General features: G+C 71.7%; 21 protein-coding genes. 7 read left to right on the top strand and 14 right to left on the bottom strand.

Annotated features, from left to right (window positions below; translation table 11 throughout):
* Positions 1-2: 2 nt before the first annotated feature.
* The 4 genes from ACH4U8_RS05580 to ACH4U8_RS05565 all read right to left on the bottom strand — a co-directional run bounded on the left by ACH4U8_RS05580 (position 3) and on the right by ACH4U8_RS05565 (position 3,675).
* Positions 3-1,697, bottom strand: a complete 1,695-nt coding sequence (locus ACH4U8_RS05580) for a phospho-sugar mutase (protein ID WP_395775883.1) — start codon at positions 1,695-1,697, stop codon at positions 3-5.
* A gap of 54 nt (positions 1,698-1,751) precedes the next feature.
* Positions 1,752-2,561, bottom strand: coding sequence for a purine-nucleoside phosphorylase (locus tag ACH4U8_RS05575; protein ID WP_360308089.1), 810 nt, complete (start codon positions 2,559-2,561; stop codon positions 1,752-1,754).
* A gap of 123 nt (positions 2,562-2,684) precedes the next feature.
* Positions 2,685-3,158, bottom strand: a complete 474-nt coding sequence (locus ACH4U8_RS05570; RefSeq protein WP_395775882.1) for a hypothetical protein — start codon at positions 3,156-3,158, stop codon at positions 2,685-2,687.
* Between the two features lie 76 nt (positions 3,159-3,234).
* A complete protein-coding gene (locus tag ACH4U8_RS05565; protein WP_020552649.1) occupies positions 3,235-3,675 on the bottom strand; it encodes a gamma-glutamylcyclotransferase in 441 nt (146 codons plus the stop codon).
* A 36-nt stretch (positions 3,676-3,711) separates the two neighbouring features.
* Here ACH4U8_RS05565 and ACH4U8_RS05560 point away from each other — a divergent pair, with 36 nt between their 5' ends.
* Positions 3,712-5,130 (top strand): NAD(P)H-quinone dehydrogenase, encoded by a 1,419-nt coding sequence (locus tag ACH4U8_RS05560; protein WP_360308096.1) that lies wholly within the window; start codon positions 3,712-3,714, stop codon positions 5,128-5,130.
* Positions 5,131-5,590: 460 nt separating this feature from the next.
* Complete coding sequence (locus ACH4U8_RS05555) at positions 5,591-6,445, top strand: DeoR/GlpR family DNA-binding transcription regulator (RefSeq protein ID WP_078975593.1); 855 nt, start codon at positions 5,591-5,593, stop codon at positions 6,443-6,445.
* A 21-nt stretch (positions 6,446-6,466) separates the two neighbouring features.
* On the opposite strand, the gene ACH4U8_RS05550 is transcribed toward ACH4U8_RS05555, so the two are convergent.
* The 3 genes from ACH4U8_RS05550 to ACH4U8_RS05540 all read right to left on the bottom strand — a co-directional run bounded on the left by ACH4U8_RS05550 (position 6,467) and on the right by ACH4U8_RS05540 (position 9,500).
* A complete protein-coding gene (locus tag ACH4U8_RS05550) occupies positions 6,467-7,225 on the bottom strand; it encodes a hypothetical protein (protein WP_360308099.1) in 759 nt (252 codons plus the stop codon).
* A 120-nt stretch (positions 7,226-7,345) separates the two neighbouring features.
* The gene (locus ACH4U8_RS05545; protein WP_360308102.1) at positions 7,346-9,112 is read right to left on the bottom strand and encodes a biotin carboxylase N-terminal domain-containing protein; all 1,767 of its coding nucleotides are present in this window, start codon (positions 9,110-9,112) and stop codon (positions 7,346-7,348) included.
* Positions 9,113-9,326: 214 nt separating this feature from the next.
* On the bottom strand, positions 9,327-9,500 hold the full coding sequence (locus ACH4U8_RS05540) for a hypothetical protein (protein ID WP_360308105.1): 174 nt from the start codon (positions 9,498-9,500) through the stop codon (positions 9,327-9,329).
* Positions 9,501-9,763: 263 nt separating this feature from the next.
* On the opposite strand from ACH4U8_RS05540, the gene ACH4U8_RS05535 reads away from it, so the two are divergent.
* Positions 9,764-10,297, top strand: coding sequence for a hypothetical protein (locus ACH4U8_RS05535; protein WP_360308108.1), 534 nt, complete (start codon positions 9,764-9,766; stop codon positions 10,295-10,297).
* Positions 10,298-10,364: 67 nt separating this feature from the next.
* On the opposite strand, the gene ACH4U8_RS05530 is transcribed toward ACH4U8_RS05535, so the two are convergent.
* A complete protein-coding gene (locus ACH4U8_RS05530; protein ID WP_379990981.1) occupies positions 10,365-11,195 on the bottom strand; it encodes a helix-turn-helix domain-containing protein in 831 nt (276 codons plus the stop codon).
* A 77-nt stretch (positions 11,196-11,272) separates the two neighbouring features.
* The gene (locus tag ACH4U8_RS05525; protein WP_395775881.1) at positions 11,273-11,728 is read right to left on the bottom strand and encodes a hypothetical protein; all 456 of its coding nucleotides are present in this window, start codon (positions 11,726-11,728) and stop codon (positions 11,273-11,275) included.
* A 233-nt stretch (positions 11,729-11,961) separates the two neighbouring features.
* On the opposite strand from ACH4U8_RS05525, the gene ACH4U8_RS05520 reads away from it, so the two are divergent.
* A complete protein-coding gene (locus ACH4U8_RS05520; protein ID WP_395775880.1) occupies positions 11,962-13,644 on the top strand; it encodes a hypothetical protein in 1,683 nt (560 codons plus the stop codon).
* Positions 13,645-13,651: 7 nt separating this feature from the next.
* Here the strand turns inward: ACH4U8_RS05520 and ACH4U8_RS05515 are convergent, their stop codons facing one another.
* From ACH4U8_RS05515 to ACH4U8_RS05500, 4 genes are all read right to left on the bottom strand, one after another.
* Positions 13,652-14,260 carry a nucleoside triphosphate pyrophosphatase gene (locus tag ACH4U8_RS05515; RefSeq protein WP_395775879.1) on the bottom strand — a complete coding sequence of 203 codons (609 nt, stop codon included), beginning with the start codon at positions 14,258-14,260 and terminating at the stop codon, positions 13,652-13,654.
* Between the two features lie 50 nt (positions 14,261-14,310).
* Positions 14,311-14,427, bottom strand: a complete 117-nt coding sequence (gene mmpB / locus ACH4U8_RS05510; RefSeq protein ID WP_379990984.1) for a morphogenic membrane protein MmpB — start codon at positions 14,425-14,427, stop codon at positions 14,311-14,313.
* 107 nt (positions 14,428-14,534) lie between these two features.
* Positions 14,535-14,732: an acyl-CoA carboxylase subunit epsilon gene (locus ACH4U8_RS05505; protein ID WP_360308123.1), complete on the bottom strand. Its 198-nt coding sequence runs from the start codon at positions 14,730-14,732 to the stop codon at positions 14,535-14,537.
* Positions 14,733-14,801: 69 nt separating this feature from the next.
* Positions 14,802-16,388 carry an acyl-CoA carboxylase subunit beta gene (locus ACH4U8_RS05500; RefSeq protein ID WP_360308126.1) on the bottom strand — a complete coding sequence of 529 codons (1,587 nt, stop codon included), beginning with the start codon at positions 16,386-16,388 and terminating at the stop codon, positions 14,802-14,804.
* A gap of 103 nt (positions 16,389-16,491) precedes the next feature.
* On the opposite strand from ACH4U8_RS05500, the gene ACH4U8_RS05495 reads away from it, so the two are divergent.
* The 3 genes from ACH4U8_RS05495 to ACH4U8_RS05485 all read left to right on the top strand — a co-directional run bounded on the left by ACH4U8_RS05495 (position 16,492) and on the right by ACH4U8_RS05485 (position 19,293).
* Positions 16,492-17,310 (top strand): biotin--[acetyl-CoA-carboxylase] ligase, encoded by an 819-nt coding sequence (locus tag ACH4U8_RS05495; RefSeq protein WP_360308129.1) that lies wholly within the window; start codon positions 16,492-16,494, stop codon positions 17,308-17,310.
* A 302-nt stretch (positions 17,311-17,612) separates the two neighbouring features.
* Positions 17,613-18,143, top strand: a complete 531-nt coding sequence (locus ACH4U8_RS05490) for a PH domain-containing protein (RefSeq protein WP_395775878.1) — start codon at positions 17,613-17,615, stop codon at positions 18,141-18,143.
* 58 nt (positions 18,144-18,201) lie between these two features.
* Positions 18,202-19,293 (top strand): adenylate/guanylate cyclase domain-containing protein, encoded by a 1,092-nt coding sequence (locus tag ACH4U8_RS05485; RefSeq protein ID WP_360308135.1) that lies wholly within the window; start codon positions 18,202-18,204, stop codon positions 19,291-19,293.
* 28 nt (positions 19,294-19,321) lie between these two features.
* Here the strand turns inward: ACH4U8_RS05485 and ACH4U8_RS05480 are convergent, their stop codons facing one another.
* Positions 19,322-19,717, bottom strand: a complete 396-nt coding sequence (locus ACH4U8_RS05480) for an SRPBCC family protein (RefSeq protein ID WP_395775877.1) — start codon at positions 19,715-19,717, stop codon at positions 19,322-19,324.
* Positions 19,718-19,910 lie beyond the last annotated feature (193 nt).

The raw sequence follows: 19,910 nt of genomic DNA, 5'->3' as shown, positions 1-19,910 counted from the left end.
GGCTACATGCCCAGCGTCGTGGCCAGATCCCGCTTCAGCCGCTCCAGCGCCGCGTGGGCCGCCGTGCGAGCCGCGTCGATGCCGATCTCGGCGATCCGATTCGGGTCGACCACGACCTCCAGGTAGGCCTTGAGCTTGGGCTCGGTCCCGGACGGTCGCACCACGACCCGGCCCGCCGTCAGGTCCGCGCCGTCGCCGGCCAGCGTGTAGCGCAGGCCGTCGGTGGGCGGCAGGCCGTCGGCCGCCGGGTGCAGCAGGTCCTCGGCGGCGGCCACGGCCAGGTCGCCGAGCGTCCGGGGGGTCTGCTCGCGCAGTGCCCGCATGGCGTCCGCGATGGATTCGAGGCGGTCCACCCGCACCGAATACTGGTCGGTCGCGTACAGGCCGTACCGCCCGGCGATGTCGTCCAGCAGACCGGGCAGCGTCCGGCCGTCCCGCTTGGCACCGGCCGCGAGTTCGGCCAGCATCAGCGCGGCCGTGACGCCGTCCTTGTCGCACACCCCGGCCGGGTCCACGCAGTAGCCCAGCGCCTCCTCGTACGCGAAGGCCAGGTTCGGCACCCGCGCGAGCCACTTGAAGCCGGTCAACGTCTCCGTGTAGGCGAGATGGTCGGCCTGCGCGATCGCGCCCAACAGCGAGGAGGACACGATCGTGGTGGCCAGCACGCCGTCGGTGCCCCGGCGGGCCACCTCGGCGCCGAGCAGTGCGCCGACCTCGTCGCCGCGCAACATCCGCCAGCCGCCCGCGACACTCGCGTCCGGTACCGCGACCGCACACCGGTCGGCGTCCGGATCGTTGGCGATCACCACGTCCGCGTCCTCGGCGAGCGCGGTGCGAAAGGCGAGGTCCATCGCCCCGGGCTCCTCCGGATTGGGGAACGCCACGGTCGGGAAGTCGGGGTCGGGATCGGCCTGTTCGGGCACCGGTCGCACGTCCGCGAAGCCCGCGCGATCGAACGCGCCGAGCATCACGGTGGTGCCCACACCGTGCATCGCGGTGTGCACGATCCGCACGTCGCGCGGGCCGTCCGGGTCGACCACGGTCAGCGCGCGGTCGAGGTAGGAGTCGATCAGCGCCTCGCCGAGTGTCTCCCAGCCGTCCTCGGCCCTCGGCACGTCGGCCAGCGGGCCGATCGCCGCGATCCGCCCGGCGATCTCCGCGTCGGCGGGCGGCACGATCTGCGACCCGTCGCCGAGGTAGACCTTGTAGCCGTTGTCGCGCGGCGGGTTGTGGCTCGCGGTGACCATCACCCCCGCGACGCAGCCCAGGTGCCGGATCGCATAGGCCAGCACCGGTGTGGGCAGCGGCCGGGGCAGCAGCAGCGCGTGCAGCCCGGCCGCCTCCAGCACGGCGGCGGTGTCCCGGGCGAACACGTCGGACTTGTACCGCGCGTCGAACCCGATCACCACCGCGTTGCGCGTCGCGGCGGGCGCGACCGTGTCGGTGAGGTAGACGGTCTTGAGGTATGCGGCCAGACCCGCCGCAGCGCGGATCACCACCGCGCGGTTCATCCGGTTCGGTCCCGCGCCCAACTCGCCGCGCAGCCCCGCGGTACCGAACTGGAGCAGCCCGGCGAAGCGATCCGCGAGGCCCTCCCGGTCGTCCGCTTCGAGCAACGCCTCGAGTTCGGCCCGGGTGTCCGGGTCCGGGTCCTCGGCCAGCCAGGCGCGCGCGATCTCGATGACGTCGCTCAACACGGACTCCTCGGTGCGGAAGGGATCGGGAGAGGGCGGGGACGGGACTGCGGACGTTCAGATGCGGGGCAGGACCCGGGTCAGCAGGCGGCCCATGCGCTCGGCGGACGCGCGCCCGGCGGCCAGGACCTCTTCGTGGTTGAGCGGTTCGCCGGTCATGCCCGCGGCGAGGTTGGTGACCAGCGAGATGCCCAGGATCTCCGCGCCGGCCTCGCGCGCGGCGATGGCTTCGATGGTCGTGGACATGCCGACGAGGTGCCCGCCGATCGCGCGGACCATGCCGATCTCGGCCGGGGTCTCGTAGTGCGGGCCGGGGAATTGTACGTAGACGCCCTCTTCGAGGTCGGGCTCGACCTCGCGACACAACGCGCGTAGCCGCGGCGAATAAAGGTCGGTCAGGTCGACGAAGTTGGCCCCGACGATGGGGGACGCGGCGGTGAGGTTGATGTGGTCGCTGATCAGTACCGGCTGACCGGGTACGAAGGACGGCCGCAGGCCGCCGCAACCGTTGGTCAGCACGACGGCCTTGCAGCCGGCCGCGACCGCGGTGCGCACGCCGTGCGCGACGGACGCGACGCCGTGCCCCTCGTAGAGGTGGGTGCGGCCGAGGAAGACCAGCGCGCGACGGTCGCCGATGACCAGCGAGCGGACCGTGCCCGCGTGGCCCTCGACGGCGGGCGGCGGGAAGCCGGGCAGCTCGGTGACCGGGAACTCGTGCTCCGGGTCGCCCAGCATGTCGGCGGCGGGCACCCAGCCAGAGCCCATGACGAGCGCGATGTCGTGCGTGGCGGCACCGGTGAGCCGCTGAAGGCTTTCGGCGGCCTCGGCGGCGGCCGTGTACGGGTCGTGGCTATCCAATACGTTCACATCGATGAGCGTAAATGCTGTACCTGAGAACGGCGCGGGCGGGGTCTATGCGCGTAGAAGACTGTGATACGACCGCAATGACAGCGGGGGAGGACTGGTCCTGGAAAGTGGTGATATGTCCGTTCAGGCGAGCGGAGTCTGCCACTGCTCGGGGGCGTCGGGGCCGGGGATGTACGCACCGCGACCGGTCGCGCCGGTCCAGGCGTTCCACAGGGTGGCGAGCTTGGTGTCGAACTCCCGATCGCGCTGGAGCATCGCGTCCAGCGGGACGGCGAGGTTGTACACCTTGCCGTCGGCGAGCACGAGTTGTATGGAGCGGCTGCCCAGCAGACGTCGCTTCCGCACGTTCGTGATCTCGGACCAGTCCAGCCGCAGGGTGCGGTATCGGCGACAGGTGATGCCCTGCGGAGTCAGTCGGGTCTCGAAGCGGGAGAAGAGGAAGAAGTTCAGGAGGAAGAGCGGGGCCACGAAGAGCGGGAAGTCTTCGGCGATTCCGTGGGTGGAGGCGCGCAGCGCGGACAACACGCCGAAGAGCGCGGCGAGCAGGAGGTGGAGCCAACGCTGCCGAAAACTCAGGGTGTAACGGATCTCGGGCACAGCGCGCTCCCCCACTCGGCACGACCGACGAGCCGAGTGTGGCAGGACGCCGGGCGAGTTTCGCCGGGGGGCCGGGTTACGAGCAGGGGCGGTTGCGGAGTTCCTTGACGTAGTCGTCGGGGGCGCCGGCGGATTCGGCCGATTCGGCGACCATGCCGAGGTAGCGCGCCGACGGCAGGCCGCCCTCGTAGTCGTTGAGGACGTACAGCCACGCCAACTGCTCGCCGAACAGCGACTCCACCCGGACCCGGACCTTGCGGTACAGGCCGAGTGGCATGCCCTCCCAGCGGTCGAGGTCGGGCTCGTCCATCTCGGCCAGGTCGTACAGCGCGACGAATACCTGGGACAACTCGTCCTCGACGACCGTGGCCAGCGATCCGTCCCAACCCAACTGCTCGCCGCCGAAGGTCAGCCGCCAGCCGGGCAGCCAACCGGTGTGGCGCAGAGGGGAGTGCGGGGCACGCCGAGCCATCTGCCGCGCGTCGAGGTTGCTTGCGTACGCGGCGTAGAGGGGCATGGCCGCAGCCTACGCGACGAGCGGGCATGGGAGAGAATGACACCCGTGACTCGGATTGTGATCGTAGGCGGAGGACCCGGCGGGTACGAGGCGGCTTTGGTCGCGGCACAGCTCGGAGCCGAGGTGACGGTGGTAGAGCGCGAAGGTGTGGGTGGTGCGGCTGTACTGACGGACTGTGTCCCGTCCAAGACCCTGATCGCCACGGCCGAGGTCATGACGAACTTCGCCGACTCGCACCACGAGCTCGGCATCTACGTCGACGACGGCACCCCCGGCACGCTGGATCGCCCGATCGTGGGGGTGGACCTGGGCGTGGTCAACCGGCGCGTGTTGCAACTGGCCAAGGCCCAGTCCAACGACATCGCGCAGGGCGTCACGCGCGCCGGTGTGCGGGTGCTGCGCGGCACCGCCCGCCTGGACGGGCCGCGCCGCGTGGTGGCCGACCTGGCCGACGGCACCGAGCGCACGCTGGACGCGGACGCGATCCTGATCTCCACCGGCGCCCACCCGCGCGAGATTCCGGGTGCGGAGCCGGACGGCGAGCGCATCTTGAACTGGAAGCAGATGTACGGCCTGTCCGAGCTGCCGCGCGAGCTGATCGTGGTCGGCTCCGGCGTCACCGGTGCCGAGTTCGCCGGTGCGTACCAGGCGCTCGGCTCGAAGGTGACCCTGGTCTCCAGCCGGGACCGGGTGCTGCCGGGCGAGGACCCGGACGCGGCCGAGGTGCTCGAAGGCGTCTTCCGGCGGCGCGGCATGCGGGTGATGTCGCGCTCGCGGGCGGAGAGCGTCAAGCGGGACGGGGACAGCGTCATCGTCACCCTGACCGACGGCCAGATCGTCGAGGGCAGCCACTGCCTGGTCGCCGTCGGCGCGATCCCGAACACCTCGGGCATCGGTTTGGAGGAGGCCGGCGTCTTCCTCAAGGACACCGGACACGTGCGGGTGGACCGGGTCTCGCGCACCACCGCGAACGGGGTGTACTCGGCGGGCGACTGCACCGGCGTCTTCGCGCTCGCGTCGGTCGCGGCGATGCAGGGGCGGATCGCGATGTACCACATGCTCGGCGACGCGGTGGCCCCGCTGAACCTCAAGGCCGTGTCCTCGAACGTGTTCACCGACCCGGAGATCGCCACGGTCGGCTATACCCAGGCCGCGATCGACGCGGGCGAGATCGACGCGCGCGGGGTGAAGCTGCCGCTGTCGCGCAACCCGCGCGCGAAGATGCAGGGCATTCACGACGGTTTCGTGAAGCTGTTCTGTCGCCCGGGGACCGGGATCGTGGTCGGCGGTGTGATCGTGGCGCCGCGCGCGAGCGAGTTGATCCACACCGTCGCGCTCGCCGTGGACCTGCACTTGACGGTCGACCAGATCGCCAGCGGATTCACCGTCTACCCGTCCCTTTCGGGATCGATCGCGGAAGCCGCCCGGCAATTGCACCGGCGCGAGCGTTCCTGACCGGGTCCGGGGCCGGGGCGAATCGGCCCGGACGACCTCGGGCGGCCCCGAGTTCAAGATCGATAAGGCGCGCAGGATCGGTGCGGTCGAGTACGGGTGGCCTCCGGCGTGCGAGGGGCGCGCGGAATTCGGATTCCGCGCTCCCGGGGACTCCACTTACGGGTGGCTTTTCTCGAACATCCGCTGTGCTCCGAGGCCGCCGCGCATACTCGAATCGGACCGGGTGTGATCGCCGCCTCGCGGTGTGTTCCGCATCCGTCGAGCCCGGCTGACGCGGAATCAAAATCGGTGTACAGCAGCGGTATCCGGCTCCGGGCGAGCAGCGTTATGGTTGGCCCTCCCGAACGCTGCGGCTTCGCTGCGCCCGGAAACCGAAGCGGTCTTATCACTTTGATGAACAAGTTCGGGTAAGAGTCGCAAGCGGCTGATAAGAGCCGGTCGTTCGCGTTACCTTCGTCACGTGTTCGCAGCAGAGCGTCGTCAACTGATTCTTGAAATGGTGCGGGCCAACGGAGCGGTGTCCCTACGGGAACTCGCCCGGGTGGTCCAGACGTCCGAGGTGACGGTTCGGCGGGACGTGCGGGCCCTGGAAGCCGAAGGGCTGCTCGACCGTCGGCACGGTGGAGCGGTACTGCCCGGTGGGCTGTCCCGTGAGCCGAGCTATTCGCAGAAGACCCACCTCGCGGCGGCTGAGAAGGCGGCCATGGCCGACCTCGCGGTCTCCCTCGTCGACGAGGGGGACGCGATCGTCGTGGGCGCCGGCACCACCACGCAGGAGTTGGCCCGCAGGCTGGCCCGGATCCCGGGCCTGACCGTGGTCACCAACTCCCTCCTCGTCGCGCAGGTCCTCGCCCACGCCAATCGGGTCGAGGTCGTGATGACCGGCGGCACGCTGCGCGGGTCGTCCTACGCGTTGGTCGGCAGCGGAGCCGAGCAGGCCCTGGCGGGTCTGCGCGTGCGTCGCGCGTTCGTGTCCGGCAACGGGCTGACCGCCGAGCGTGGCCTGTCCACCCCCAACATGCTGTCCGCGAGCGTGGACCGCGCCCTGATCCAGGCCGCCCACGAGGTCGTCGTCATGGTCGATCACACCAAGATCGGTGTGGACACCATGTTCCAGACGGTGGCCCCCGAGCGCATCACCCACCTCGTCACCGACGAGGATGCTCCCGGCCCGGAGAGCGAGGCCCTGGCCGAACTGGGCGCACAGGTGCACATCGCCCCCCTTCCGCAACGGGCCGTTCCCGGCGCTCGTGCGGAGTTCAACGGGGAGCGGATGCGGGACATGCGCGTCCCGGGGGTGATGCCCGACCAGTGATCACGACCCCGTGCTCAGGTGTCACTCGCCGACTGCCCGGCGCCCCCCGGGCAACGCGCTCCGCACCTGTTCGACCAGGTCACCGCCGAAGGCGCCGTACCCCGTCGCCGACCACACGCTTTGCTCCGCCGGGATCTCGTAGTAGGGCAGGTACGCCCCGTCGGCGACCCGCGCGGTGAGGATGTCCGGCATCGTGCGCTCGCTCCCGGCGATCAGACACGCCCAGCAGGCCGGTACCGGCGCGGCCAGACCTCGCATCGCCCACCGCATCGTGGCGTGCGCGGCGCCGTGCAACGGGTTGAACAGACACACCGACACCTCGAACCGACGATCCGGGCCCACCTCGTCCGTCGCATCGTGCTGCTCCGCGGCCACCTCCAGCGCGCGGACACCGTGCCACACCAACAACCACGCACCCGCGAGATCGGGAAGATCGTCCGCGTCCCGCAACACCCACGACGCCGCCTCGCCCGCGTCCAGTGCCCGCAGTTGTGCCGCCAACGCGGCCGGCCGCCCGGCCGGTACCAGCGCCTGCGTGCGCCGGGTCAATTCGGCGAGTCGTTCGCTCACGTCCGCGCGCAGCCACGCGAGCAACTCGGCCCGCGCCCGCTCCAGCAACTCGGGCGGTACCGAGAAGACGGCCGGCTCACCCGACGCGGTGATGCGCGAGGGTGGGCGCGGCGACCGGGCGCCACGTCGACGATTCGACCAGCGCATGCCCAGGGCGGCCCCGGTGCCGCCGGCCGCGACGGCGGTGGCGAGCAGAAACCAGAGGTCCAAGCCGAGCCCCCTGCGACTTCGGTCGGCGCGGACGAGCGCCCCCGCGCCGACGTGTCGGGCGGGGGCGCTCGGGTCGCCCACCCGCACGATCGTGGCCGATCCGCAGGTGGGCGACCCGGATCAGTCCTTGATCTCGCAGAGCACCGCGCCGGAGGTGACCGTCGCGCCGACCTCGGCGACCAGGCCCTTGACCGTGCCCGCCCGGTGGGCGTTGAGCGGCTGTTCCATCTTCATCGCCTCCAGGACCACGATCAGCTCGCCCTCGGCGACCTGCTGACCCTCCTCGACCGCGACCTTGACGATGGTGCCCTGCATCGGGCTGGCCAGCGAGTCACCGCTCGCCGCGGCGCCGGCCTTCTTGGCACCGCCGCGCTTGGGCGCCTTCTTGCCCGCGGCCGGGGCCGCGCCGGACGCGCCGAGGCCCGCCGGGAGGGTGACCTCGAAGCGCCGACCGTTGACCTCGACCACGACGGTCTCGCGCTCGCCGGCCTCCTCGGCCGAGTCCGCGCCGCCGCCGAACGGGGCGATCGTGTTCTCGAACCCGGTCTCGATCCACCGGGTGTGCACCGTGAACGGGTCGGTCGAGCCGGCCAGCTCGGGCGCGAACGCCGGGTCCACCACCACCTCGCGGTGGAAGGTGAGCGCGGTGGCCATGCCGTCCACGACGAACTCGTCCAGCGCGCGCTTGGCCCGCTGGAGCGCCTGCTTGCGGTCGCGACCGGTGACGATCAGCTTCGCGAGCAGCGAGTCCCACGCCGGGCCGATCACCGAACCCTGCTCGACGCCCGAGTCCAGGCGCACGCCCGGGCCGGACGGCGGAAGCCACTTGGTGACCTCGCCGGGAGCGGGCAGGAAGCCGCGCCCCGGGTCCTCGCCGTTGATCCGGAACTCGAACGAGTGGCCGCGCAGCGGCGGGTCGTCGTAGCCGAGCGCCTCGCCGTCGGCGATCCGGAACATCTCGCGCACCAGGTCGATGCCGGTCACCTCTTCGGTGACCGGGTGCTCGACCTGGAGACGGGTGTTGACCTCCAGGAAGGAGATGGTGCCGTCCTGGCCCACCAGGAACTCGCAGGTCCCGGCGCCGACGTAGCCGGCCTCCTTGAGGATGGCCTTCGACGCGCGGTAGAGCTCGGCGTTCTGCTCCTCGGTCAGGAACGGCGCGGGCGCCTCCTCGACGAGCTTCTGGTGCCGGCGCTGGAGCGAGCAGTCGCGGGTGGACACGACCACCACGTTGCCGTGGGTGTCGGCCAGACACTGGGTCTCGACGTGCCGCGGCTGGTCCAGGTACCGCTCCACGAAGCACTCGCCGCGGCCGAACGCGGCCACCGCCTCACGCACCGCCGAGTCGTACAGCTCGGGAACCTCTTCGAGGGTGCGGGCCACCTTGAGGCCGCGCCCGCCACCGCCGAAGGCGGCCTTGATGGCGATCGGCAGGCCGTTGGCCTTCGCGAACTCCACCACTTCCTCGGCACCCGAGACCGGGTCCGGGGTGCCGGCGACCAGGGGCGCGCCGGCCCGCTGGGCGATGTGCCGGGCGGCCACCTTGTCACCGAGGTCGCGGATCGCCTGCGGCGGCGGTCCGATCCAGGTGAGGCCGGCGTCCAGCACGGCTTGGGCGAATTCCGCGTTCTCCGACAGGAATCCGTATCCGGGGTGAATGGCGTCCGCGCCGGAGTCCTGGGCGGCCTGCAAAACCTTGGCCACGTCCAGGTAACTCTCGGCCGGAGTGTTTCCGCCGAGCGCGTGGGCCTCGTCGGCCACCCGCACGTGCAGAGCATCCCGGTCCGGTTCGGCGTAGACGGCCACACTGGCGATGCCGGCATCCCGGCATGCTCGGGCGACGCGGACCGCGATTTCCCCACGGTTGGCGATGAGTACCTTGCGCACGATCTGGCTCCCTCCTGAACTGCGGAGAGTCTAGGGATTCGAAGGCGGGCACAATCGGCCGCCCCACCTCGTCATGGGTACGGCAACCCGCCATGTTCATGGCCTGCGATGGAGCTGCCGGCCACGTTGCCGGTGGGGTCAACGTACTCCGCAGGTGCCGGGCGCCGATGCCCGGGTATACCTGAAACGTGTTCCAGTTATGTGTCGGGTCCCGTCAGCCGCCCAGACAGTCGCCGCCGGTGGAGCGCCCGAGCGGCCCGCTTTCGGGGACGTTCGCCCCCGCCATCTTCCCGCAGTGCTTGCAGGCCTTGGCCCACGGATTGCCCGCCGGTCCGTCCGGCCCGTACTGATACACCCACTCGTGCTCGTCGTGAGCCTCGGCACACATGTCCCACGCATTACCCGGTTCCCGCACGTTCGGCACTCTCGACTTTCTCCTCGCCGTACCCCGTGCGCAGGCTACGAGCACACGCGGCCGAAAGAGGCCGAAACACGCAAACCGCCTGACCTCGACGGGACCGCCCGCGGCCGCGGGTCGCCGGGGTTCGCTACCCGACCGGGCGGTATTCGGCTCGTGGTGTTTCCCCCGGGCGGGGCCGGCTGCCACGATGTGAACCGCTACGGCATCCCATGCCTGGGCAGGAGGTACTGGTGGCAGAGGTGTTCTTGCGCCGGCTGACCCGTTGGCAGGCCGACCAACAGCGGGAATCCGTCGCGGATACGTACGTCAAGACCTACGGCGAGGACCCGCCGGGCCGCCCCGATTTCCTGCGGCGCTACGCCGACCACATCCAACAGCCCGGGTTCGAGATGGTGGTCGCGAACGGAGCCGGCGCGGCGGCGGGCTGCACGTACGGCTTCCCGCCTCGGCGGGCGAGCGGCTGGTGGACCGGATTCCACGGGGAACTGGCCGAGGACGTGGCCGAATCGGCGGCGGCCGGCAAGGTGTTCGTGATCGTGGACCTCATGGTCGTACCCCAGCACCGACGTCAGGGACTGGCCGGCCGGATGCGGGAGAAGCTGCTCGCGGGCACCGATGCCACCTTCGCCGCGGCGCGGGTGCCCCGGGACAACCATGCCGCGCTCGCGGCGCTGCGATCCTGGGACTGGGCCCGCCTCGGCGAGTGGCGCCCCGACCCGGTGACCCGGCCGGCCGAGGTCTGGGGCCACCGACTCCGCGGCTGAACCCGCCGTCGAACCGAGACCGAGACCGAGCCCCGATCCGGCCGGCCCTCCCCACCCACCCCGACCGTCAGTCGCCGTGCAATTCGCGCAGGATCTGCCCGGTGCGCTTGTCCGCGGGGTAGAACGACTCGATCGAGATCTCCGCCACGGTGATGTCGACCGCGGTGCCGAACGTGGCCACCGTGCTCACGAAGGACAGCACCTCACCGCCGAACCGGATGCCCAACGGGATGGCCGGCGCGCCGGGCCCGGCCGCGTTCGGCGGCTCGCCGCCCGGGTAGCCGCTCACCTCGTCGTACAGTTCCCGGACCAGCGGGTCCCCGGTGATCGCGACCTGCCGACGCAGTCGGTGCAGCAGATGCGCGCGCCACTGCGGGAGGTTGACGATCCGCGGCGCCATGCCCTCGGGGTGCAGGCTCACCCGATAGGCGTTGAGCGGATCGGTGAGCAACTCGGGGGCCACGCCCTCGGTGAACAGCGCGATGCTCGGGGTCGCGTCGACGATGTTCCAGGCCCGGTCCACGATCACCGCCGGGTAGGGACCGTGCCCGACCAGGATCTGGCGCATCGCGGTCATCACCGCGTGCAATTCCGGCGCGTCCAGCCGGCTTTCGTTGTACGCCGGGGCATGGCCCGCGGCCAGGAGCATCCGGTTGCGTTCGCGCAGCGGGACCTCCAGGTATTCGGCCAGCCGCAACACCATGTCCCGGCTGGGCACCGCGCGGCCGGTCTCGATGAAGCTCAGGTGCCGGGTGGACACCTCGACCTCCGCGGACAGCTCCAGTTGGCTCAGCCGTCGGTGTTGCCGCCAGTGCCGGATCAACTCGCCGCTCGATCGGCGGCCGGCGGGGCGGCCGGCGGGCCGCTCGGTGACGATGCTCCCGGGTCCCGAACTCATGGCACCCGACCGTACGCGGTGTTCCACGAACGCGGCACGACGCCTCCTCGACGGCCCGACGGCCTTCCCGCCGACGGTCATCGCACGGACCTGTTCGCCTTGCGCAGCCCGAAGATCTGCAGATCGGCGAAGCCGAGCACCGCGATCGCCTGGAGCACGACGAGCGTGGTGCCCAGGCCGGTCGGGTCCAACCAGCCCGCGCCGGCCATCACCAGGCTGTCCGCGAACCACATCAGGTTGAGGGCGATCACCACGCGTACGCCGATGCGATGCGGCGCGGACCGGCCGGCCACCCGCCACACGGCCGACGCGTAGAGCAGCAGGAACGCACCGAGGCCGGCCAGGAACGCGGTGGGCAGGCCGAGGGCGCCGTCGAAGGCGGCACAACCGGCCAGCGCGGCCAGGCCCACCGCGCCGGTGGCGATCGCGTCCAGGCGCAGCGCGATGCGCAGCAGGCCGGTGTCGCCGCGGACGGCGCCGTCGCCGGTCGATCCACCGGCCGCGAACGTGGAGTGCAGGGACTGGGCGCTCATGGGGTCCTCCAGGGTTCGATTGCCGACACCCACGACTGTGCTCGACACGTGGTGGGGCGGTCGATTCCCTCCGAGGTAATGGCCGCGGACGTCGCGGAGATGCCCGGCGATCGAGGGATGGTCGAGGGACTTCCGGTGGATCCGAACCGATGGGGTCCGCGTCTTCCGCTTCGGGAGCGGACGACCGCCGCTTTTCCCTAAGCTGCCTGTACGACGACCCGGGGGAGACGGCCATGGCCGGCGGAGTGATACGCAAGGCCTACGAGGCCGGCGCCGGATTCGCGGAGGGCCGTGCGCGGCGCCCCGAACCGGTGGGCCGGTTGTCCCTGGAGTGGGTGCCCGGTGCGCTGTTGGTCGTGCTCGGCACGGCTGCCGCGCTGGTACTGCTCCGGGCCGGCATCGACCCCGCCGTACCGGTTCCGGCCGCCGCGGACCCGGCCGACTACGGATCGTTCCCGGCGCCGACGATTGCGGGCGCCGACGACTGGTCGGTGTGGGATCTGATCGCGGTGTTGTTGCCGTGGGCGGTGCCGCTGGTGATCGGCGGCGTCGGACTCACCGACAGCGTCTTCACCCATCGCCGCGGCGCGGTCGGCGGCGTGCTGGTGATCGGCCTGGCCGGCGCCGCGCTGACCACCGCGCTCGACCCGATCGCCACGCACTACGACGGCTCGGGCGACGCGCGCTGGCTCGGCTTCGTCTACCTGTTGCGGTTCGGCTTCGCGGTGCAGGTGCTGATCGGCGTGGTGTTGTGGATCCACCTCGCGGTGCCGCGACACCAGGCGCCGCTGAACGCCGCGTTCGCGGCGACGCTCGCGGCCGCCGTACCACTGCTGTTCGTGCTCGGCGGGTCGGACGTGCTCGATCCGATGTGGGAGTCCGGGGCCGGTCTGCAGACCTGGCTGCCGCTGGTCGCGTTCGGCTACCTGTTGCTCCTGCTGCCCACCGGACGGGTGCTGGTCCCGCCCGGCCGAGGCTGGCAGGAGTCCGAAGCGGGCGCCTCCGGTGGGGTGTTCCTGCTCGGGTTGGTCGGCGTCGGGGTCGCCGCGGCGTCCGTGGTGATGGGCGAGGACAAGCCCAAGGTGCTCGGGCTGTGGCCGATCGTCGCGTTGGCGGGCTGCCTGGTCGCCGCGGTGCTGACCTATCGGGTGGACGGGGTGCGTTCGGTCGCGGGCGCGCTGTTGGCGATGGCGGTCGGGCTGGCCGCGTTCCCGGCCGCGCTGTTCGCGTGGGACCGTACCGAGGGCAACCCGGGGCTGGGGTTGGACGGTCCGGGCGAATACCTGCCGTGGCTGCTCGGGCTCGCCGTCGCGGGCATCCTGGGCGCGGTCGCGGCCCGGACACTGGGGGCGTACGCGATCGGCCTGGCCGCACTCGCCCTGGTCCTGGCCGAGTTCATCGGCCCCGCGGCCGGCTCCGGGCATCAGCTCGCGGTGCGCTGTGCGGGCGCGGCGGCGATCGGCGTGGTGATCGGCGGGCTGCGTCCGGAGGCGGCGATCGCGGCATTCGGCCTGGGCGCGGCATGCGGACCGGTGTGGCCGGAACTGCAGGCCGCGTCGGCCGACTACGGCTGGGTGGAGTGGCTGACCGAGAAGCCCGGCGGGGTACCGCTACCGCTGCTCGTGCTCGCCGCGATCGCGCTGCCGCTCGCACTGCTGGCCGCACTGCGCGGCACCCCGCCGCCGCGTGCTCCCGGGCGCGGCCCGGGCCCCGGTCCCGGCCCGGTCGGCGCACCGGTCCCCGGCGGCGGCCCGTGGGCACCGAACGCCTACGCCGAACCCGCCCCGCAGCCGTATCTGCCGCAGCAGCAGCCGAGCCCCGGCGCGTACCCCCCGCAACCGCCGTCCGGGCTGTCGGGCCTGGGCCCCGGCCCGGTCCGGCGCGACCTGAACCGGCCGGACGGGCCCATCTCCTGACGGCCCCTCAGGTCCAGAGATCGACGATCCGCACACCCACACCGGCCAGGAGCCGGCGCAGCAGCGGCAGCGACAGGCCGATCACGTTGCCCGGGTCGCCGTCGATGCCGTCCACGAACGGCGACGCGTAGCCGTCCAGGGTGAAGGCGCCCGCCACGTGCAGCGGTTCACCGGTGGCGATGTACGCGGCGACCTCGTCGTCGTCCGGCGTCCCGAACCGCACCGTGGTGGCCGCCACGTCGGACACCCGCAGTCCGCTGCGCCGGTCGATCACGCAGTGCCCGGTCAGCAGCACCCCGGCGCGTCCGCGCATCGACTGCCAGCGCTCCCACGCCTCGGCGGCGTCGGCCGGCTTGCCCAGCGCGCGGCCGTCCAACTCCAGGACCGAGTCGCAGCCCACGACCAGTTCGTCGGCCGTGAGCCCGGCGGCCACCGCGTCGGCCTTGGCCTCGGCCAGGAGCAGCGCGAGTTCGCGCGGCGTGCCGGCGGCGAGCGCGTCCTCGTCGACGCCGCTGACCACGACCTTGGGGTCCAGCCCGGCGTCGCGCAGCAGTTTCAGGCGGGCGGGGGAGGCCGAGGCGAGCACGAGGGAACGGGAGGGGGCACGGTCGGTCATGCCGCCAACGTACCGGGCCGCGGCGCGCCGATCGGGCACGGGCCGCCCGGTCACAGGCCGAGCACGAGCAGACCGAGGATCACCACCACGGGCAGGATCCACACGGCGCGCCGTAGCTGGGCCACGGCGCGCCGGGTTTCCTCGGAGAACTCGTCACGGTCACGCATGCACCCATCGTGCGACGGGTGTCACCGGGCGATCTTGAGTACGAGTACTCAAGTCGGGTCGTGCGATTTACCGACCTTCGAGGTGTGAAGGTCGCGGATGTGTTCGTTCAGGAGGGCCAGGCGCTCGCACGCCAGGCACCGGGCCCCGGTCGCAACGGTCGGCGCACCAGCCGGGCCGGCGCGTTCCACTGCGAGGGCGCGGCGGGTTCCGGCGCGACGGTGCCGCCGCTCGCCTTGGCCGCCACGACGGTGACGATCACCGCCAGTTCCTCCGGGGTGGGTTCACCCCGCACCACCTTGATCATGGGGACCTCCAGGCCCTGGCCGGGCCGGTCCGCGGCGCACGCGCCGGGACCGACCCGGTGTGGTCCGACTTACAGCGGGATGTTGCCGTGCTTCTTCGGCGGCAGCGTCTCGCGCTTGCCGCGCAGCGCACGCAGCGCCTTGACCACGTGCGCCCGGGTCGAGGACGGGCGGATGACCGCGTCCACGTAGCCGCGCTCGGCGGCCACGTACGGGTTGCACAGCGTGTCCTCGTACTCCTGGATCAGCCGCGCGCGGGTCGCCTCGGGATCGTCCGAGGCGGCGATCGTGCGCCGGTGCAGGATGTTCGCCGCGCCCTGCGCGCCCATCACCGCGATCTGCGCGGTCGGCCAGGCCAGGTTGACGTCGGCCCCCAGGTGCTTGGAGCCCATCACGTCGTACGCACCGCCGTACGCCTTGCGGGTGATGATGGTCACCAGCGGCACGGTCGCCTCGGCGTACGCGTAGATCAGCTTCGCGCCGCGGCGGATGATGCCGTTCCACTCCTGGTCGGTGCCGGGCAGGAAGCCGGGCACGTCCACGAAGGTCAGCACCGGGATGTTGAACGCGTCGCAGGTGCGCACGAAGCGCGCGGCCTTCTCGGACGCGTCGATGTCCAGCGTGCCGGCGAACTGCATCGGCTGGTTCGCCACGATGCCCACGGACCGACCTTCGACCCGGCCGAAGCCGACCACGATGTTCGGCGCGAACAGCGGCTGGACCTCCAGGAAGTCCGCGTCGTCCAGGACGTGCTCGATCACCGTGTGGATGTCGTACGGCTGGTTCGCCGAGTCCGGGATCAGTGTGTCCAGATCCCGGTCGAAGTCGGTGGTCTCCAGGTCGGCGGCCTCGTCGAAGGACGGGGCCTCCTCCAGGTTGTTGCTCGGCAGGTAGGACAGCAGGCCCTTGACGTACTCCAGCGCGTCCTTCTCGTCCGCGCCCATGTAGTGCGCGTTGCCGGACTTGCTGTTGTGCGTGCGGGCGCCGCCGAGGTCCTCCATCGTGACGTCCTCGCCGGTGACCGTCTTGATGACGTCGGGACCGGTGATGAACATCTGCGAGGTCTGGTCGACCATCACGACGAAGTCGGTGAGCGCGGGCGAGTACACGTGGCCGCCGGCCGCGGCGCCCATGATCAGCGAGATCTGCGGGATCACGCCGGAGGCGATCACGTTGCGGCGGAAGATCTCGCCGTACAGGCCGAGCGAGACGACACCCTCCTGGATGCGCGCGCCGCCGCCCTCGTTGATGCCCACCAGCGGGACGCCGGTCTTGATCGCGAGGTCCTGGATCTTGACGATCTTCTCGCCGTAGACCTCGCCCAGGCTGCCTCCGAAGACGGTGACGTCCTGGGAGAACACGCACACCTGGCGACCGTCGACCGTGCCGGAACCGGTCACCACGCCGTCGCCGTAGGGGCGGTTGCTCTCCAGACCGAAGTTGGTGGAGCGGTGCCGCGCGAACTCGTCGAGTTCGACGAACGAGCCCTCGTCGAGCAGGTACTCGATCCGCTCGCGCGCGGTCATCTTGCCCTTGGCGTGCTGCTTCTCGACCGCTCGGGCGCTGCCCGCGTGTACCGCCTCGTCGATGCGGCGCTCCAGGTCGGCCAGCTTCCCGGCGGTGGTGTGGATGTCGGGCTCGCCCTGTACTGGGTCCATCGTGCTGGCTCCTGTCACGTCGAACGGCGGCGATCGGTAGCGTATCCGCGCCACGCCGGCGACCATCACCGCCCTGCCCCCCAGTGCCTTCTAGGGTGATCGGATGGACTCTCCTTTCACGGATCTCAACCGCCCTCCGCTGCGTGAGGCGGCGCTGCGCCAGGCTCTGCTGGTACCCGGTGGGCTGTGGCGCGAGATCGACGTCTTGCCCGAGACCGGATCGACCAACTCCGACCTCGCCCGGCGGGGCGACGAGCAGGAGGGGCTGGTTCTGGTCGCCGAGTCGCAGGTGGCGGGGAAGGGCCGGCTGGACCGGCGCTGGAGTGCGCCGCCGCGTTCGGGCATCGCGATGTCGGTGACGCTGGCACCGACCGAGGTGCCGGTCGCGCGCTGGGGCTGGTTGCCGTTGCTCGCCGGGGTCGCCGCGGCCTCGGCGGTGTCCCGGGTGACCGGCGTGGACGCGCGTCTGAAGTGGCCCAACGACCTGCTCGTGGGCGAACGCAAGCTGGCCGGGATCCTGGCCGAGCGGGCCGGCGCCGGGGTGGTCCTGGGGATCGGCCTGAACGTCTCGCTGCGCGAGGAGGAACTGCCGGTCCCGACCGCGACCTCGTTGGCGTTGGCGGGCGCCGAGAACACCGACCGCGATCCGATCCTGCGCGCGATCCTGCGCGAGCTGGAGGAGTGGTACACCCGTTGGCGGCTGGCCGGCGGCGACGCGCGCACGAGCGGCCTGCTCACCGCCTATACCGACGCGTGCGCCACGATCGGCCGCCGGGTACGGGTCGAACTGCCCGCCGACCGCACCCTGGAGGGCCCGGCCACCGGCATCGACGAGGACGGCCGCCTCCTGGTCACCACCTCGGCGGGCTCCACCGCGGTGGGGGCCGGCGACGTCGTCCACGTCCGCCCGACGGCCGACTGACCACACCCCGGGACGGCCCCGTGCCGAGGCCGTCCCGGCTCCTTCCGGCCGGCGGCGGCACGCGCACACTCGTCCCGGGCCACGACGGCGTTTTGTCTCCCGCGGCCTCGTCGCCCCGGCCACCCGTCCCCGTCTCCTCGGCCGCGAGGCCGTCTCGGCTCCGCCGCCGCCCGACATCCGCGGCCCGCCCATCGCACGCAGCGGATGAGGCGGGCGGGCGCAAAACCCCGTGCCTTCGGCACGCCTCCCGGCCGCCCGCCCCAGGGCCCCGCACAATCGGTGGTGACTCACCAGGAGGCCCGGTGTTCACCATCACAGCCGAGGTCGACGACGACACACTCTTCGTCGTGCGCCCGCACTGGATGCACCTCGTCCGCCCCACCCTCGCCCTCTTCGGCACCGTCGCGGTCACCGGTTTCCTCGCCGCGCTGACCTCACCGGACGCCGCCTCGGGTTGGATTCGGTCCGCCGTACTCCTGGCCGGGCTCGCGGTCCTGGCCCGCTGGAGCATCGCCCCGTGGCTGTCCTGGCTGGGCACGCTGTACGCGGTCGCCGCCGATCGGCTGACCGTGCGTACCGGCACCTTGACCCGGGAGATCCGGGTGGTGCCGTTCGCCCGCGTGGAGGACGTACTGGTCGAGCACGAGTCGTTCGTGGACCGCGTGCTCGGCGCCGGCACCGTCGTACTGGTCCCCGTCGGCGACCGGGAGCAGCTCGAACTGCCGGGTCTGCCGCACGCGGTGCGGCTGCAGAGCGAGCTGCTGGTACTCGTCGAGCGGGCCGCCGCGGGGCGGAAGAAGTACCCGGCACCGCCCGACCCCGAACCTTTGTGACCCCCGACACGTAGTGTGGCTCCGACGAGACCATCCTTCGCACACCCGGTGGAGCCACATGCCCGAGGAACGGACCCGCGTGGAGCCCGGCGCGGGCGCCGGGGCCGACGCGGCCGATCAGCACGCCCTGCCCGACCTGTCCGACATCGAGGCGGTCCACAACACCATCGCCGACGTCGAGCAGGTCGTGCTGGGTGCCCCCCGCCGATACACCTCCGGCCAGGTCGCCGACCTGGTCGGGGTGCCCCTGGACGAGGCCCGCCGGTTGTGGCGCGGCCTGGGCTTCGCCGATTTCGGCCCGGCCCGCGCGTTCACCGACGCCGATGTCGCGGCGCTCAAGCACCTGCGCGAGCTGACCGAGTCCGGCTTGTTGCCGGCCACCGTCGCGGCGCAGTTCGTGCGCTCGGTCGGCCAGACCATGGCCCGGTTCGCCGAGTGGCAAACCGAGGCGTGGGTGGAGTACATCGGCAACGAACTCACCGGCAGCCGCTCCGAGCAGGTGGTCACCACCGCCGGCGACGTGATGCTCGAACTCGAACCGCTGGTCATCTACGCCTGGCGGCGCCACCTGGCCGCGGCCAGTTCGCGGGCGATGCAGGGCCTGACCGATCCGCAGACGGTGGGCCAGTCGCTGGCCGTCGGCTTCGCCGACCTGGTCGGCTTCACCCGGCTGTCGCGCAATCTGGAGGAGGCCGAGCTCGGCCGGCTCGTGCAGACCTTCGAGGACACCGCCGTCGACGTGATCGCCGAGCAGGGCGGGCGACTGGTCAAGACGCTGGGCGACGAGGTGTTGTTCGTGACCTTCTCGCCGGACTCGGCGGTCGAGCTGGGCCTGCGCCTGGTCGAGGCGATGGCACAGGAGGAGGTGCTGCCCGCGCTGCGGGTGGGCATCGCGTACGGCCACGTGCTCTCGCGGATGGGCGACGTGTTCGGCACCACGGTCAACCTGGCCAGTCGGCTGACCGCGCTCAGCCCCAAGGACGCGGTGGTGGTCGATCGCGAACTGGCCGCGGCCCTGGAGGGCGACGACCGCTACGAACTGCACCCCATGTGGCGCCGGCCGGTCCGCGGCCTGGGCCTGGTCGAACCGTGGACGGTGTGCCGCCCGGGCACTCTGCTGCCCGATCCGCTCGGTGTGAGCGGCGGCTGAGGCCGGCGCCCGACCTCTCGCGCCGCGCTCAGGCGAACGTCTCGCGCAGCGTCCGCAGCGCGGGTCGCATCACCCGGTGTTCGAGTTCGCGCAACACCGGGAGTTGTTCGCTCGGTGTGCTCTCGAACCGCACCGACCACACGACCAGGCACATCGTGCCGCCCGCGATCGACTCCAGCGCGAGTCGGCCCAGCAGCGGCGGACCGTCGAGCGCCCGGTAGGTGTAGGTGTGGCCGACCGCGTCGTGCGAGAGCAGTCGTTCGCGCACGGTCGAGCCGTCCGGCCTGCGTACGCGTCGCTCGCCCCGGGAGTGTCCCTCGATCGGCCGGGCGTACCAGTTGGACGGGTCCTCGAAGTCTCCCACCGCCTCCCAGATCCGGACGGCCGGTATGTCGATCGCGGCGATGACGGAAAGCGTGGGCACGCGTTCGCTCCTTCGGACTGTGCCCGCGACCGTACTCTTTCGGCCCCGCTCCCGGGACCCCTCCACGCTCTCTTCACAACCACGCTCCGCCCACCGCCCTGCTGCGCTACGGAGCGGACACGGGGCGTTGCGGGCTCCGGGCACAGGAGTAATGTGCGCAGGACGCGAAGCCGGGGTATACAAGCGCTTCGCT

Origin of the sequence: Embleya sp. NPDC020886 (genome assembly GCF_044333915.1) — a bacterium.
Lineage (GTDB): Bacteria > Actinomycetota > Actinomycetes > Streptomycetales > Streptomycetaceae > Embleya.
This window is presented reverse-complemented; position numbering and strand designations above follow the sequence as displayed.